Annotated in this window: 15 protein-coding genes and 1 pseudogene; 3 read left to right on the top strand and 13 right to left on the bottom strand. The window is 68.5% G+C overall.

Annotated features, from left to right (window positions below; all coding sequences use genetic code 11):
* Positions 1-112: 112 nt before the first annotated feature.
* The gene (locus tag DW297_RS09855; protein WP_136031823.1) at positions 113-1,174 is read left to right on the top strand and encodes an AI-2E family transporter; all 1,062 of its coding nucleotides are present in this window, start codon (positions 113-115) and stop codon (positions 1,172-1,174) included.
* A gap of 27 nt (positions 1,175-1,201) precedes the next feature.
* Here the strand turns inward: DW297_RS09855 and DW297_RS09850 are convergent, their stop codons facing one another.
* The 9 genes from DW297_RS09850 to rpsB all read right to left on the bottom strand — a co-directional run bounded on the left by DW297_RS09850 (position 1,202) and on the right by rpsB (position 7,928).
* Positions 1,202-1,924, bottom strand: a complete 723-nt coding sequence (locus DW297_RS09850; protein WP_168442836.1) for an alpha/beta hydrolase — start codon at positions 1,922-1,924, stop codon at positions 1,202-1,204.
* Positions 1,921-2,208, bottom strand: a complete 288-nt coding sequence (locus DW297_RS09845; RefSeq protein WP_136031821.1) for a hypothetical protein — start codon at positions 2,206-2,208, stop codon at positions 1,921-1,923. The genes DW297_RS09850 and DW297_RS09845 overlap by 4 nt, the downstream gene beginning before the upstream one ends.
* A 9-nt stretch (positions 2,209-2,217) precedes the next feature.
* Complete coding sequence (locus DW297_RS09840) at positions 2,218-2,892, bottom strand: aggregation-promoting factor C-terminal-like domain-containing protein (protein ID WP_136031819.1); 675 nt, start codon at positions 2,890-2,892, stop codon at positions 2,218-2,220.
* Positions 2,893-2,957: 65 nt separating this feature from the next.
* The gene (locus tag DW297_RS09835; protein ID WP_136031817.1) at positions 2,958-3,539 is read right to left on the bottom strand and encodes a DivIVA domain-containing protein; all 582 of its coding nucleotides are present in this window, start codon (positions 3,537-3,539) and stop codon (positions 2,958-2,960) included.
* Entirely contained in the window at positions 3,539-4,681 is a 1,143-nt protein-coding gene (locus DW297_RS09830; protein WP_205814445.1) for a phosphatidate cytidylyltransferase, read from the bottom strand. The genes DW297_RS09835 and DW297_RS09830 overlap by 1 nt, the downstream gene beginning before the upstream one ends.
* Before the next feature lie 6 nt (positions 4,682-4,687).
* Entirely contained in the window at positions 4,688-5,242 is a 555-nt protein-coding gene (frr, locus tag DW297_RS09825; protein WP_136031814.1) for a ribosome recycling factor, read from the bottom strand.
* Between the two features lie 66 nt (positions 5,243-5,308).
* A complete protein-coding gene (gene pyrH / locus DW297_RS09820; protein ID WP_136031812.1) occupies positions 5,309-6,025 on the bottom strand; it encodes a UMP kinase in 717 nt (238 codons plus the stop codon).
* Positions 6,026-6,115: 90 nt separating this feature from the next.
* Positions 6,116-6,943, bottom strand: coding sequence for a translation elongation factor Ts (tsf, locus tag DW297_RS09815; protein ID WP_136031810.1), 828 nt, complete (start codon positions 6,941-6,943; stop codon positions 6,116-6,118).
* Positions 6,944-6,986: 43 nt separating this feature from the next.
* Complete coding sequence (rpsB, locus tag DW297_RS09810) at positions 6,987-7,928, bottom strand: 30S ribosomal protein S2 (protein WP_136031920.1); 942 nt, start codon at positions 7,926-7,928, stop codon at positions 6,987-6,989.
* A 304-nt stretch (positions 7,929-8,232) separates the two neighbouring features.
* On the opposite strand from rpsB, the gene DW297_RS09805 reads away from it, so the two are divergent.
* Positions 8,233-8,880 (top strand): murein hydrolase activator EnvC family protein, encoded by a 648-nt coding sequence (locus tag DW297_RS09805; RefSeq protein WP_240744575.1) that lies wholly within the window; start codon positions 8,233-8,235, stop codon positions 8,878-8,880.
* Between the two features lie 95 nt (positions 8,881-8,975).
* On the opposite strand, the gene DW297_RS09800 is transcribed toward DW297_RS09805, so the two are convergent.
* From DW297_RS09800 to DW297_RS19230, 4 genes and pseudogenes are all read right to left on the bottom strand, one after another.
* On the bottom strand, positions 8,976-9,878 hold the full coding sequence (locus DW297_RS09800) for a tyrosine recombinase (RefSeq protein ID WP_136031809.1): 903 nt from the start codon (positions 9,876-9,878) through the stop codon (positions 8,976-8,978).
* Between the two features lie 76 nt (positions 9,879-9,954).
* On the bottom strand, positions 9,955-11,133 hold the full coding sequence (dprA, locus tag DW297_RS09795) for a DNA-processing protein DprA (RefSeq protein WP_136031806.1): 1,179 nt from the start codon (positions 11,131-11,133) through the stop codon (positions 9,955-9,957).
* Positions 11,130-11,438, bottom strand: coding sequence for a magnesium chelatase subunit ChlI family protein (locus DW297_RS19235; protein ID WP_240744579.1), 309 nt, complete (start codon positions 11,436-11,438; stop codon positions 11,130-11,132). Before DW297_RS19235 ends, dprA begins: the two co-directional genes overlap by 4 nt.
* Positions 11,439-11,480: 42 nt before the next feature.
* Positions 11,481-11,687, bottom strand: a pseudogene (locus DW297_RS19230) (ATP-binding protein); the annotation flags it as partial.
* On the opposite strand from DW297_RS19230, the gene DW297_RS09785 reads away from it, so the two are divergent.
* Positions 11,686-13,161, top strand: a complete 1,476-nt coding sequence (locus DW297_RS09785) for a tyrosine-type recombinase/integrase (protein ID WP_136031802.1) — start codon at positions 11,686-11,688, stop codon at positions 13,159-13,161. The pseudogene DW297_RS19230 and the gene DW297_RS09785 overlap by 2 nt on opposite strands.
* Positions 13,162-13,510 lie beyond the last annotated feature (349 nt).

The raw sequence follows: 13,510 nt of genomic DNA, 5'->3' as shown, positions 1-13,510 counted from the left end.
AAGTCACCTGTGTGTTGCCCACGAGCAGTTCCCGTGGGCAACGGACGGCACGTCGTCGCGGCACCGTGCTCCGGGCTCGATAGCCTTGCTGCAGCCGTCTCGAGGAGCACCGATGAAGATCCACAATCCGTTCCGCACCGCCCTCGTGGCGACGCTCGGCGTGGGACTCGGGATCCTGCTGATCAGCAGCGTGCAGACCCTCTCGACCGTGCTGCTCTACATCGGGACGGCGCTCTTCCTGAGCCTGGGCCTCGATCCCCTCGTCTCGTTCCTCGAGCGACGGCGCCTCCCCCGGTGGCTCGCCGTGCTCGTCACGATCCTCGCGGTCCTTGCGGTCTTCGTCGGGATCATCCTGATCGTGCTGCCGGTGCTCGTCGACCAGATCTCGCAATTGATCGCGCAGATCACCACGATCGTCCAGCGCGGCACCGCGATCGACGACCTGAAGGACTGGATCCAGGAGACGTTCCCGAACCTTCTCGTCGACGACGTCTTCAACTACATCGAGGACTGGCTGACCACGAACCTGGCGGAGATCGGGGGGTCGATCGGACAGGGAGTGCTGATCGCCAGCGGCGCCGTGCTGAGCGGCGTGTTCGGGGCCTTCATCGTGCTGATCCTCACGATCTACCTCACGGCGTCGACCCCGTCGCTCAAGCGAGCCGTGTACCAGTTGGTGCCGTCGTCGAAGCGCGACCGGTTCATCGACCTGTCCGAGCAGATCACCGATTCGGTCGGCTACTACGTCATGGGCCAGGTGTCCCAGGGCGTCATCAACGGCGTGCTCAGCGCGATCTACCTGACGATCATCGAGGCGCCGTTCCCCGCCGTCCTCGCAGTCATCGCGTTCTTCTTCTCCCTGATCCCGCTGGTGGGCACACTCACCGGTTCCACGATCATCGTGCTGGTCTGCCTGATCCCCGGGCTCGGCTCCCCCGCCACCGCGCTGGCCGCGGGGATTTACTACCTGATCTACATGCAGATCGAGGCGTACGTCATCTCCCCGCGCATCATGAGCCGCGCGGTCTCCGTCCCCGGCGCGGTCGTCGTCGTCGCCGCGCTCGCCGGCGGCAGCCTGTTGGGTCTGCTCGGGGCGCTCATCGCCATCCCCGTCGCGGCGAGCATCCTGATCATCTACCGCCAGGTGCTGATCCCGCGCATGAACGACCTCTGACGCGTCGTCCGACGCGCCGCGCGACGGTCAGGAGTCGTCAGACCAGTGCGTCGGCAGTGGGAGCGCCGACGGGTTCACAGCAGCGACCACCTCGGTGAGCACGCGTCGCGTCTGCGTCTCCCCCACCCAGAGGTGCTTACCGCCCTCCACGGGGATCAGACGCGCGTGCGGGATCGAGGCGAAGCGCTTCTCGGCTTCGGCCGGCCGCAGATAGTCGTCGAACTCCGGAACCAGGACCACGACCTCACGATCGGCTTCCGCCCAGGCGGCGACCTCTTCGTCCGTCGCGCGGTGCAGCGGCGGCGACAGCAGGATGATGCCCTCGATCGCGTGGTCGCGGCCGTACTTCAGCGCCAGCTCCGTGCCGAACGACCAGCCCAGCAGCCAGGGGCGCGGCAGCGCGCGAGCGTGCACGAACTCCATAGCCGCGGCGACGTCGAACTGCTCCAGAGCCCCGCCGTCGAACGCACCATCGCTCGTGCCGCGCGGAGACGTGGTGCCACGGGTGTTGAAGCGCAGGACCGCGAGATCGGCGAGGGCGGGCAGACGAGCCGCCGCCTTCCGCAGGATGTGCGAATCCATGAATCCGCCGGCCGTGGGAAGCGGATGCAGCGTGACGAGCGTCGCGACCGGCTCGCTCTCCGCGGGCAGGGCGAGCTCCCCGACCAGGGTCAGGCCGTCCGCCGTCGTCAGCTCGATGTCCTCGCGGCGCGCCGGCAACTGCAGCGGTCCCCGGATCTCGATGGTCATGCGATCCTCCAACAGTGGTTGTGCCAGTGCCGGCGGTCGGCGAGGGCGGCAGCCTCCCCCAGAACCCCGTCCGCCCGCCAGGCGACGACGTGCGCGGTACCGGGCTCGATCACCCGTCCGCACCCCGGGCAGACGTACTCCTTCAGCGCCTGCACCGCGGAGACGGGCTGAACGGTCCACTCGACACCGCGACGGATCTCCGTGCGCTTCCACCCCGCCAGCAGGCGATCGAGCGACGCGTCGGGGTCAGGGCGCGCCGGAGGGCGTCGACGTGAGCGGGGCATGGTGCCTGCTCACCACCAGTGGTTGGTGGTCCAGAAGTTGTACGCGCCCGCCCAGCTGCCGTAGCGACCCGTGGCGTAGCCGGTGGCCCAGCGCAGGTTGTCGACCGGGTTGTAGCCGTTTCCGGGCACCTTGCTGCACGGCAGCGCCTGCACGAGACCGCAGGCACCGGACGACTTGTTCGTCGCGTTGGGGTTCCAGCCGCTCTCGCGCGACACGATGTAGTCGACGTACTGCCAGTCGCTCTGAGCGATGCCCGCCGCAGCCATCCACTCGGCCGGCGCACCGCCACCGCTGTACGGCGGGAGCGATCCACCGCCGGAGGGCTTGCCCTTCGATCCGCTCGTCGCGGTCGGGGCGGGCGGCGGGGGCGGCGGCTTCGGCTTGACGTAGATCTCGAACGTGCCACGGGCGAGCGGAGTGATCTCGGCGCCCTTCACCGTCACCGTCAGGTCCTGCGTGTCGGCGAGGGCAGCGGCGTAGACCGACTCCGGCGACTCCTGCGGGGCGGGCTCTGCGAGAGCGACGCCGGTCGGTGCGACCATCGCGGCGGCCAATCCGACGACAGCCAGCCCGCTGAAGGCACCGGCGACGCCACGACGTCGCGTCCACCGGCGGGCTCCTCGGGACACCGACGTCGCGGTCGCGGCAGGCACCGGCGACGCAGCGGTTCGATCGAGGTTCATGTCGTTTCGGGAGTACACGATGGGAGACAGTTTACGCACAGGAGCCTGGACAGGCCATCCACGACTCAGCGGACCGCCAGGATCACGTCGATCGTCGCGTCCAGGAGCGCGTCCACCTGCTCCTCCCGGTACCCCCCGCGCTGCATGCGGAACGCCGCGGATCGGAGCTGCTCCGCGGTCAGGGGGTCGCCGTCGCGCAGGTAGCGGACGATGCGCGACATCACATGATCGACCTCGTCGACGCGGTAGCCGAAGGTGAGGATGCCGGTCCGGCTGAAACGGTGGCGCGCCGGCCGCGCGAGGTGATCGAGGATGACCTGCGCGTCCGCCCTCGCCTGCTCGACCCAGGCACCCGCACCCAGCGATCGCACGGCGCGCTCCCGCTCGCGTGCAGCGAAGGCGTCCTCCACCCGTCCGAGTGCGGCGTCCACGTCAGCGACGACGTAACCCTCCTTGACGAGGGGGAACGAGGCCGTGCGGACGGCGTCCGCCGTGAGCTCGTCGCTCCCGGTCTCGAACGCGCGGCGCGCCGACGCGAGGAATGTGTCGACGGCTGCACGGTGATATCCGCGCGTGCGCCCCGACGTCACCGCGAACGCAGGGGGCGCCGAAGGCCGGGTCTTCTCGTCGGTCCGGTTGTCGGTCATCACAGCACCACCCAGGGAGAGAGGAGGAAGTAGAGGCACAACGCGGGGATCGTCGAGGGCAGGATGCTGTCGAGTCGATCCAGCAGACCGCCGTGACCGGGCAGCCAGGAGCTCATGTCCTTGATGCCGAGATCGCGTTTGAGCATGGACTCGCCGAGGTCACCCAGCGTCGCGGACAGCAGGATCGCTGCTCCGAAGATCAGCCCGCCCCACCAGGGCAGATCCAGCAGAAGGATCGCGAGGAGCACACCGGCGACGAGCGACGCCACGACAGCACCGCCGAAGCCCTCCCAGGTCTTCTTGGGACTGATCCGCGGTGCCATCGGATGGCGTCCGAACGCGAGACCGGCCGCATAGGCACCGGTATCAGCGGCGACGGCGATGGCGATGAAGCTCAGGACCCACCACTGCCCGCCCTCCTGCTCGAGCAGGATCAGCGCCACTCCCGCCAGGAACGGGACGTACACCTGCACGAAACCGCCGATGACCGCATCGGTGAGCACGTCGCCGTAGGTGCGCCCGTCCTTGGCGATCATCTGGGCCACCAGGCGCCAGACGATGACGAACGCCACCGACACGAACAGCATGACCCACGACAGCCACGGCGCCGCGAAGTAGGCGCCGAGGACGAGGAACGTCGCAGCGATCAGCTGCGGCACGACGTCCACACGGCGTCCTGCCGCCCGCAGCGCGCGGGACAGCTCGTACACACCGAGCAGCGCGGCGGCGAGGGCGAACGGCACGAACAGCGCCTTGATGAAGAGAAGCGAGGCGAGCAGGGCACCGCCGAACGCGAGCCCGATCAGGATCGCCAGCATGAGGTCGCGCCCCGTCCGCTGCTTGATCCGCTCGTTGGCCTGATCGAACTGATCCCGCGCGTGCGACACGTGCGTCCCGAACTCGTCGCGGGCGGCGCGCCACTGCTCGCGGATCGCGTTGTGGTCGGCCGTGTCGAGGCGTCGCGCCGGACCGGCCGGCGTCTCGGGCTCGGGAAGCGGCGGGCGGGGCGGCACCGCGGCGACGTCGAACCCCGGGAACGCTGCATCGGCGAGCGGGGCGCCGGCCTCGGACACGCCATCGTCACGCGCATCGCGGCGCGTGAGCGGCTTGCCCTCCTCGGCGTCTCGCGTTTCGTCGGTCATGCGGGCTTACACCTCGAGGAGTTCGGCCTCTTTGCGCTTGAGCGCGTCGTCGATCAGATCGACGTGCTGACGCGTCAGCGCGTCCAGCTCCTTCTCGCCACGGGCGATCTCGTCTTCACCGAGCTCGCTCTTCAGCGCATCGAGCTCGTCCTTCGCCTTGCGACGGATGCCGCGCACGTGCACCTTCGCGTCCTCGGCCTTGGACTTCACGAGCTTGACGTACTCCTTGCGACGCTCAGCCGTGAGCTCCGGCATCGTGACGCGCACGAGGTTGCCGTCGTTGGTGGGGTTCGCACCGAGGTTCGGCATCTCGCGGATGGCCTGCTCGATCGCCTTCAGCGCCGACTTGTCGTACGGGGTGATGATGAGCGTGCGCGCCTCCTGGTTCGCCAGGGAGGCCAGCTGCGCGAGCGGCGTCGGGGTGCCGTAGTAGTCCACGAGCACCTTCTGGAAGAGCTGGGGGTTGGCGCGGCCCGTGCGCACCGTGGAGAAGTCCTCCTTGGCAGCCTCGACGGCGCGAGACATGCGGGTAGTGGTTTCAGCGAGGACATCCGCGATCACGGTGACTCCTATCGTCGGGGTGTTCAGAAATTCTATCGGTCGGGCGTGCTCGAACCGCGCAGGCCGTCAGGCGGTGACGAGCGTGCCGATCGTCTCGCCCAGAAGCGCGCGGGTGACGTTCCCGGCCGGCTCCATCCCGAAGACGCGCATGTCCATGTTGTTGTCCATGCACAGGCTGAAGGCGGTGGAGTCGACGACCTTGAGGCCCTGCTGCAGCGCGTCGCGGTACGTCACGCGTTCGATGCGCTCGGCGTCGGCGTGCTTGTTCGGGTCGGCGGTGTAGATGGCATCGACGCCGTTCTTGGCGACGAGCACCTCCTGCGCACCGATCTCCAGGGCGCGCTGCGCCGCGACGGTGTCGGTCGAGAAGTACGGCAGTCCGGCACCCGCGCCGAAGATCACGACGCGCCCCTTCTCCATGTGTCGCTCCGCCCGCCGCGGGATGTACGGCTCGGCGACCTGCGTCATCGCGATCGCCGACTGGACGCGCGTCGCCGCCCCCGCCTGCTCGAGGAAGTCCTGCAGCGCGAGAGCGTTCATCACGGTGCCGAGCATGCCCATGTAGTCCGCGCGGCCGCGGTCCATGCCGCGCTGACTCAGTTCGGCGCCGCGGAAGAAGTTGCCACCGCCGACGACCACGGCGACCTCGACCCGATCCACCGCCGCCGCGATCTCCCGCGCCATCTGGCTGACGACGTCCGGGTTCACCCCCAACTGCCCCGCTCCGAAGGCCTCTCCGGAGAGCTTGAGCAGGACGCGGCGGCGTCCGGTGCGTTCAGTCATGGGTGGTGTCCTCTCGTCCCGATTCAAGATAGTGCCTCGTGGGCATGAAGAAGGGGTTCGGATCGTGCGATCCGAACCCCTTCGACGGTGTTACGCGCCGACCTTGAAGCGCGCGAAGTCCGTCACGGTGATACCGGCGTCCTTCGCCACCTGGGCGACGGAGAGCTTGTTGTCCTTCGCGTAGTCCTGCTCGAGCAGGGCGACCTGCTTGATGAACGCGGCGACACGGCCCTCGACGATCTTCGGCAGGGCGGCCTCGGGCTTGCCCTCGTTGCGGGAGATCTCGGTGACGATCTCACGCTCCTTCTCGACCGCGTCCGCCGGCACGTCCTCGCGGGACAGATACGACGGGTTCGCGAACGAGATGTGCTGAGCGATGCTGCGCGCGGTCTCGGCGTCGTCACCCGAGTAGGCGACGACGACGCCGATCTGCGGCGGCAGGTCCTTGCTGGTGCGGTGCAGGTAGACCTCGACCTTGTCGCCAGAGATCGTGCGCACGCGACGCAGCTCGACCTTCTCGCCGATGATCGCCGCCTCCTCCGAGATGACCTGCTCGACGCTCTTGTCGCCGGCCTGGGCGGCCAGCGCGGCCTCGACCGAGTCCGCCTTGACCGCGGCCGCGGCGTCGGCGACCTTGTCGGCCAGCGCGATGAATCGGTCGTTCTTCGCGACGAAGTCGGTCTCGCAGGCGAGCTCGATCAGGGTCACGGCGCCGTCCTGCTCGCGAGCGACGACGAGGCCCTCGCTCGTGGAACGGTCAGCGCGCTTGGCGTTGCCCTTCGCACCCTTGAGACGCAGGATCTCGGTGGCCTTCTCGACGTCCCCGTCGGCCTCCTCGAGCGCCTTCTTGGTGTCGACCATTCCGGTGCCGAGCTGCTCGCGCAGCGCCTTGAGGTCCGCGATGGTGAAGTTGGCCATGTGTGGTGGCTCCTTGCTTCGTGATGTGGGTGTGAACGAGGGATTACTTGTTGTCTGCGGCCTCGGCGGCGGCGACCTCAGCGGTCTCCTCACCGGAAGCGGCGGCGATCGCCTCGTCGTGCGCCTCGGCACCGGCCTTGTCGGCGGCGGTCTCGTCGGCAGCGGGCGTCTCGACGACAGCGGCCTCATCGGCGGCGGTGACCACCTCAGCGGCGTCGGCCGACTCCTCGACCGGAGCCTCGAGCAGCTCCTTCTCCCACTCGGCGAGCGGCTCGGCGTCACCCGACTCGGGGTTGTGCTTCTGCTGCAGGCCCTCGGCCGCGGCGTCAGCGATGATGCGGGTCAGCAGCGAGACGGAGCGGATCGCGTCGTCGTTGCCGGGGATCGGGTACTGGAAGTCGTCCGGGTCCGCGTTGGTGTCGAGGATGCCGATCACCGGGATGCCGAGCTTCTTGGCCTCGTCGATCGCGAGGTGCTCGCGCTTGGCGTCGACGACCCACAGGGCCGACGGCGTCTTGGTGAGGTTGCGGATGCCGCCGAGCGACTTGTGCAGCTTGTCGAGCTCGCGCTTCTTGAGCAGCAGCTCCTTCTTGGTGAAGCCCGAAGCGGCCGGGTTCTCGTAGTCGAGCTCCTCGAGCTCCTTCATGCGGGCGAGACGCTTCGCGATCGTGGAGAAGTTGGTGAGGAGTCCACCCAGCCAGCGCTGGTTCACGAACGGCTGGCCGACGCGCGTGGCCTGCTCCGCGAGGATCTCCTGCGCCTGCTTCTTGGTGCCGACGAAGAGGATGGTGCCGCCGTGCGCGACGGTCTCCTTGACGAAGTCGTACGCCTTGTCGATGTAGCCGAGCGACTGCTGAAGGTCGATGATGTGGATGCCGCTGCGCTCCGTGAGGATGAAGCGCTTCACCTTCGGGTTCCACCGACGGGTCTGGTGTCCGAAGTGCACGCCGCTGTCGAGCAGCTGGCGGATGGTGACCACAGCCATGGTCGTCTCCTGGTTCTGGCGCTCGAAAGCGCCGTTGAGGTTGTTCACGCCGACCGGATGATCGGACGCCCTGGTGCCCGGCTCACGCCCACCTGCGGGAAGCAGGACCTGCGGGAGTGGATGCCACGAGAGAATCGCTGTGGGCACGCGTAGTCACCCCGAGATCGAGGTGCTCGTCCAGCATACAGGATCACGGTGCGGCGCTCGCACTGCACAGCCTGGAGCTCGCGCGACTTGTTCCCGGCCGCCGAACCAGCGACTCGCCCGCCCGCCATGCGTCCGCCGCCCCCCTCAGACTCGCCGCATGACCTCAGAACACCGATCGGTCGTCCTCGCTCTCGGGCTGGTCGCAGCCGTGCTCTCGGGCACCCTGAGCGGCGCGGCGGCCACGACCGCTCCCGTCGCGGGCTCGGGCCCGGAGCTGACGAACGTCGCGGCGGTTGATCGCGCGCCGACCGGTCTCTCCCTCGGGGTGTCGCGCGTACGGATGGAGGGTTCGAGCACCGGGAGGCCGCGCGACCGCACGCGCGAACCCGCCGGCGACTGGCACTGGCCCGTGGAGGGCGCGCGCTCCGTCGTGGTCCGCTTCCGTGCTCCGGCGCAGCCGTACGGCCCGGGTCATCGCGGTGTGGACATCGCTGCGCCCGTCGGCGCCGCGGTGATGGCTCCGGCGGACGGTGTCGTGGCCTTCCGGGGTGTCGTCGTCGATCGGCCTCTTCTGACCATCACTCACGCCGGCGGTCTGGTCACGACGTTCGAGCCGGTGGACTCTTCGCTCTCGCCGGGCGAACGTGTGACACGTGGACAGCAGGTCGGCACGGTCGCGCGGGGCGGACACGCGGCCGATGGCACCGTCCATCTCGGCGTGCGGCTGCAAGGCCTGTACGTCGATCCACTGACGCTGTTCGGAGAGGTGCGACGCGCGGTGCTCCTCCCCTGCTGTCGCGAGTGATCCGGCGAGTCCGACGACCGGCAGCCTCCTCGCGTGCCCGTCGCGCCCCCGGGGTGCTGCAACAGGGGTGCGGGACGTGAGCGGCTCGGGCGCCGTCAGGCGCGGGGATGAGCGAGACGATAGGTCGCCGTGAGGCGCTCCGCGGAGACATGCGTGTAGATCTGGGTCGTGCCCAGGCTGGCGTGGCCGAGGATCTCCTGCACGGCACGCAGATCCGCGCCTCCGTCGAGGAGGTGGGTCGCCGCGCTGTGTCGCAGCGCATGCGGGCCGATCGTCTCCGCCCCCACGACCGGCGCCAGCGCTCGGGCCACCAGGGCGTACACGGCTCGCGGTCCCATGCGTCCCCCTCGCGCTCCGAGGAAGACTGCCGTTCCGGGGGACATGGCGCGGGCGAGCAGCGTGGGCCTGGCACGGGTGAGGTACGCACCTGTGGCCACGACGGCCGGAGCCCCGAAGGGCACGACCCGCTCCTTCGCGCCCTTGCCGAGGACGCGGACGGTCCCGCGCTCGAGGTCGACATCGTCGACGTCGAGGCCGCACAACTCGGAGACGCGGATGCCTGCCCCGTATAGGAGCTCCAGGATCGCGTGATCTCGCAGTGCTACCGGGTCTCCGTCGCTCGCGGCCGCGCGGTGCGCGTCGAGCAACTGGGTCATCGCATCCTTCGACGCCACGGTCGGCAGCGTCTTCGCTCGTTTGGGGGCCACGAGGCGGATGCTCGGGTCGGTCGCGATCAGCTCGCGTTCGCGCGCCCAGGCGAAGAAGGATCGTGCGGCGGCCGCGCGACGTGCCAGGGTGGAGCGGGCGTCGCCACGCTGGGTCGCGTGCCAGAGCCACTCCCGAAGATCTTCCAGGTCCACGCTCGCCACCGGCCCGATGCCCACCGTGGACCCGAGGTCTCGCAGGTCTGCACGGTAGGCGCGCACGGTCGCGGGCGAGAGCCGGCGCACCTTCTCCAGGTGGTCGGTGAACGCCTCCACCGCGACTGCGTAATCCACATCTCCAGCTTGCCCGGATCGTCGGCGAGTTCGTCGCGCCCCGCCGCACCGCGACGTTCGGCGGTACACGGGCAACTCAGCGGCGGCGCCACCCCCGCTCGTCTCGGCGCACGGTGCCCTCCAGATCGAGAAGCCCGAGGATCGCGCGCGCCCGCCCTGCCTCGACCCCCGCTCGTTCCGCGATGTCGGCGATCGTCAGGGAGACCGCCGTGCTCATCGCTGCCTCGACACGACTCCGATCGGGGCCGAGGGAGGAGACGCCAGGAGGCGCCCCCACCGACTCCCCCATGAGCTCTCTGACCTCCGCGGCCGACGTCACGCAGGTCGCGTCGTACTCCCGCAGGAGCCGATGGCACCCGGCCGATGATGCGGACGTCACGGGTCCCGGCACCGCGCCGAGGGGCCGTCCGAGAGTCGCGGCATGGCCCGCGGTGTTCAGGGAGCCGCTTCGCCACCCCGCCTCGACGACGACCGTCGCATGCCCCAGCGCCGCGATGAGTCTGTTTCGAGCGAGGAACCGCCACTTGGTGGGAGCGGCCCCGCACGGGGGCTCGCTCACCACGGCACCGCGCTCCGCGATGCGCGTCAACAGGTCGTGATGACCGGCGGGGTAAAGACGGTCCACGCCGCCGGCGAGCACCGCGACCGTCTCCCCTCCCACCCCGAGGGCCGCGCGGTGTGCCGCTCCGTCGATGCCATACGCACCACCCGACACGATCACCGCGCCGGTCGTCGCCAGGTCTCCCGCCAGCTCCGACGCCACGCGGTCGCCGTACCCGGTCGCAGCCCGCGCGCCGACGACGGCGACCTGGGGCTGCGCAACGAGGAGCTCGCAGCGCCCGCGCACCCAGAGAGCCGCGGGTGCCTGTGTGCCGAGATCGGACAGACGGACCGGCCAGCAGGCGTCACCGGGCACGACGAGGTGAGCCCCGACCGATTCCGCCGCGCGGAACGCACGACACACCGCTGCTGGTGACGCGCGGGGTGCCCAGCGCCTCCGTGCCTCAGCGAGCGCGCGTACAGCTCCGGCACGGCGCACTTCGGGTTTCGTGCGCGCACTCGCGTCGAAGGCGTAGCGGAGCCCACCAACCGCTCCGAACTCCTGCGTCAAGACTCCGGCGACGGCATCTCCGGGTTCGGCGATGACGCTCCAGGCCGCGCGGGCGACGACGTCCGCAAGTCCTTCGGATTGGCCTCCTCGAATCCGACGGGCGACCGCGCACGTGCTCTCGTCGGCGAGCAGAGCGTCGATCATGCCGCCACCCCTCGACGTAGGTGCAAGGCGCGACCGATCTCCTCTTCGCCGGGCCGCTCCCGGCCGGCGAGGTCCGCCATCGTCCACGCAACCCTGAGCACACGGTCGTAACCGCGGAGCGTGAGCGCACCGCGCTCGAGGGCACGATCGAGGATCATCCGCTCGGTCTTCTCCACATGGAACGGGGCCCGTCGGAGGACGGGACCCGGCACCTCGGCGTTCTTCTGCCAGGGTGTCCCACGCCAGCGATGCGCCGCGCGCTCCCGTGCTGCCTGCACGCGCTCACGCGCGAACGCCGTCGTCACCCGGGCACGCTCGTGGGAGATGGCTTTCGACGCGGCAACACGGGTGAGCCCGAGATCGATGTCGACTCGGTCACGCAAAGGGCCGGATATCCGAGCGGCATACCGTCGGACGGCGCTCGGCGGACAGGTGCATTCCGCGTTCCGCACACCGAAGTTGCCGCAGGGACACGGGTTCGTGGCGAGCTTTTGAACGTACTTTGCCGCGTGTCTAGTGTCCTGGCGTTGCCCCGAAGGTTTGGCTGGGGGCATGGACGATCCCCCGCTCACCGCGAGCACTAGACGCTGGCGACAGTTCAAGCAGGTCCGCACCGAGGGCGGCACAGACTCAGATGCTGAGGACATGATTGCGCGTCTATTGCAACGTGCCCTACCTCACATCCCAGTGGGTACGCCTTACCTGGTGAGCCCGGATTTCGAGTACGACGCGGAACTGAACGACTTCTTCCACTCCGCAAATATGCTTGGCTCGAGGATGTCGACACGGGTTGGCTACGCAAGCAACCTGGCGGCATTCTTGAACTTCCTTCATGTGAACCGCGGCGGAAAGAACTGGCGTGATGCGACGCCGGAGGATCACGAAGCCTATTTCGGGTGGCGACGGGAGGATCCGGACGGACCACGTGTTGGAGCATCTACGTGGGACCGAGAGGTCGCCGCGGTCAATCGCTACTACGCCTGGCAGGTTGCCCGAGGCTCGATACTGGAAAACCCGATTCCGCAACGTCAGCGTCGAGCGTTCCGCCAACGCGCCGGGCACCTCCTAGATGGGGGAACAGCCCCTGCGACGCGGTCTCATGGCGCGCGCCGCGACAGGCTGGATTGGCTCCCGTCTTCGTCGTATCGCCGCTGGCGGGACATTGGCCTCCGCGGTTACAGACCTGATGGTCAACGAGATCAGGAGTTCCGAGGCCGCTGGGCCACGCGTAACGCCACCTTCGCTGACATGTTGGTCCGCACTGGGTTGCGGCTGGCGGAACAAGCGAGCCTGTTTACGTTTGAGTTGCCCGCCGTAGCGCGGGCGAGCGGTTACCACCGGTATTTTTTACCGGCGTCTGTGGCCAAAGGCGGATCCTCGCGGTGGATCTACATTCCATCGAGTGTTTTGCGTTCGCTCCACGAGTACGTCGAGACGGATCGAAGCGAGGCTCTCGAGCGCTTTCGAGACTCTGGTGGACATCGCATACCGCCGGACAGTTTCATCCTGGACGCCGACAGACGGCACGCGCGAGCGGTCGGATCAGGGCATCGCATTGGTACAAACCTGCTGACCCCAGAGGAACGCCGACGCACATTTGTCGATCGCGGCGACGCGCTAGAACCAGCCTTGCTGTGGCTTTCGGAATCCGGAGACCCGATGTCGGTTTCGAGTTGGAAACACATCTTCAGCCAGGCCAACGCCCGTTGCGCGAGGAACCGGGTCGCTCTGCATGCGAGCGCGCATACGCTCCGCCACTCCTTCGCGGTCATCACTCTGGAACACCTCCAGCGGGGGCACATAGCGGCGCTTCGGTCCTTGAACTTGGACCAACGTGGAGAGTACGTGCGCGTATTCGGAGACCCCTTAGATTGGGTGCGCCGCAGACTTGGCCACCGGAGCATCGAGACCACTCAGATCTACTTGCACACTCTCGCAGACCTCGAGATGACGACGCGGATGAAGCTCATCCCAGATGAATGGGAAGACTCGAGCAATCCAGTTCTTATTGCTCAGGAAAACGCATGAACGGCCCGACGAGTCGCCGCGGATCGACTGGCGTGGGTCGTCCAGCCTCACTGCCGTCTAGCCACTACAGCCGCGAGGATCCCCGCTCCGCCACGGAGTCACCGATCGTCCGCTTCGTTGGCGAGGACGGACGACGGTGGGAGTTCGACATCGGCGCCCTGCCATTGCCGGGATGGCATCCTGCTTTGGCGGAGAGTTGGGCCCAACGAGTGGGGCCAGCGGGAGGTCTCCGTACTCTTTCTTCAGCCATGGGAGGTTGGACGATACTGTCGCGATTCGTGCATTTCCTGAGCTGCTCCGTCGACCCGCCCTTGACTCCCAAGCGGCTACGTCCGAGGCACTTCGACGG

The sequence above is a fragment of the Microbacterium sp. PF5 genome (assembly GCF_004794315.1).
Taxonomy (GTDB): Bacteria; Actinomycetota; Actinomycetes; order Actinomycetales; family Microbacteriaceae; genus Microbacterium; species Microbacterium sufflavum.
The sequence above is the reverse complement of the archived record's forward strand: the minus strand, read 5'-3'. Positions and strand labels throughout refer to the sequence as shown.

What these genes read in the sequence shown, in the direction of transcription:
- DW297_RS09855 (WP_136031823.1), top strand. Translation starts at nt 113, where the DNA reads ATGAAGATCCACAATCCGTTCCGCACCGCCCTCGTGGCGACGCTCGGC.
- DW297_RS09850 (WP_168442836.1), bottom strand. Translation starts at nt 1,924, where the DNA reads ATGACCATCGAGATCCGGGGACCGCTGCAGTTGCCGGCGCGCCGCGAG.
- DW297_RS09845 (WP_136031821.1), bottom strand. Translation starts at nt 2,208, where the DNA reads ATGCCCCGCTCACGTCGACGCCCTCCGGCGCGCCCTGACCCCGACGCG.
- DW297_RS09840 (WP_136031819.1), bottom strand. Translation starts at nt 2,892, where the DNA reads ATGAACCTCGATCGAACCGCTGCGTCGCCGGTGCCTGCCGCGACCGCG.
- DW297_RS09835 (WP_136031817.1), bottom strand. Translation starts at nt 3,539, where the DNA reads ATGACCGACAACCGGACCGACGAGAAGACCCGGCCTTCGGCGCCCCCT.
- DW297_RS09830 (WP_205814445.1), bottom strand. Translation starts at nt 4,681, where the DNA reads ATGACCGACGAAACGCGAGACGCCGAGGAGGGCAAGCCGCTCACGCGC.
- pyrH (WP_136031812.1), bottom strand. Translation starts at nt 6,025, where the DNA reads ATGACTGAACGCACCGGACGCCGCCGCGTCCTGCTCAAGCTCTCCGGA.
- tsf (WP_136031810.1), bottom strand. Translation starts at nt 6,943, where the DNA reads ATGGCCAACTTCACCATCGCGGACCTCAAGGCGCTGCGCGAGCAGCTC.
- rpsB (WP_136031920.1), bottom strand. Translation starts at nt 7,928, where the DNA reads ATGGCTGTGGTCACCATCCGCCAGCTGCTCGACAGCGGCGTGCACTTC.
- DW297_RS09805 (WP_240744575.1), top strand. Translation starts at nt 8,233, where the DNA reads ATGACCTCAGAACACCGATCGGTCGTCCTCGCTCTCGGGCTGGTCGCA.
- dprA (WP_136031806.1), bottom strand. Translation starts at nt 11,133, where the DNA reads ATGATCGACGCTCTGCTCGCCGACGAGAGCACGTGCGCGGTCGCCCGT.
- DW297_RS09785 (WP_136031802.1), top strand. Translation starts at nt 11,686, where the DNA reads ATGGACGATCCCCCGCTCACCGCGAGCACTAGACGCTGGCGACAGTTC.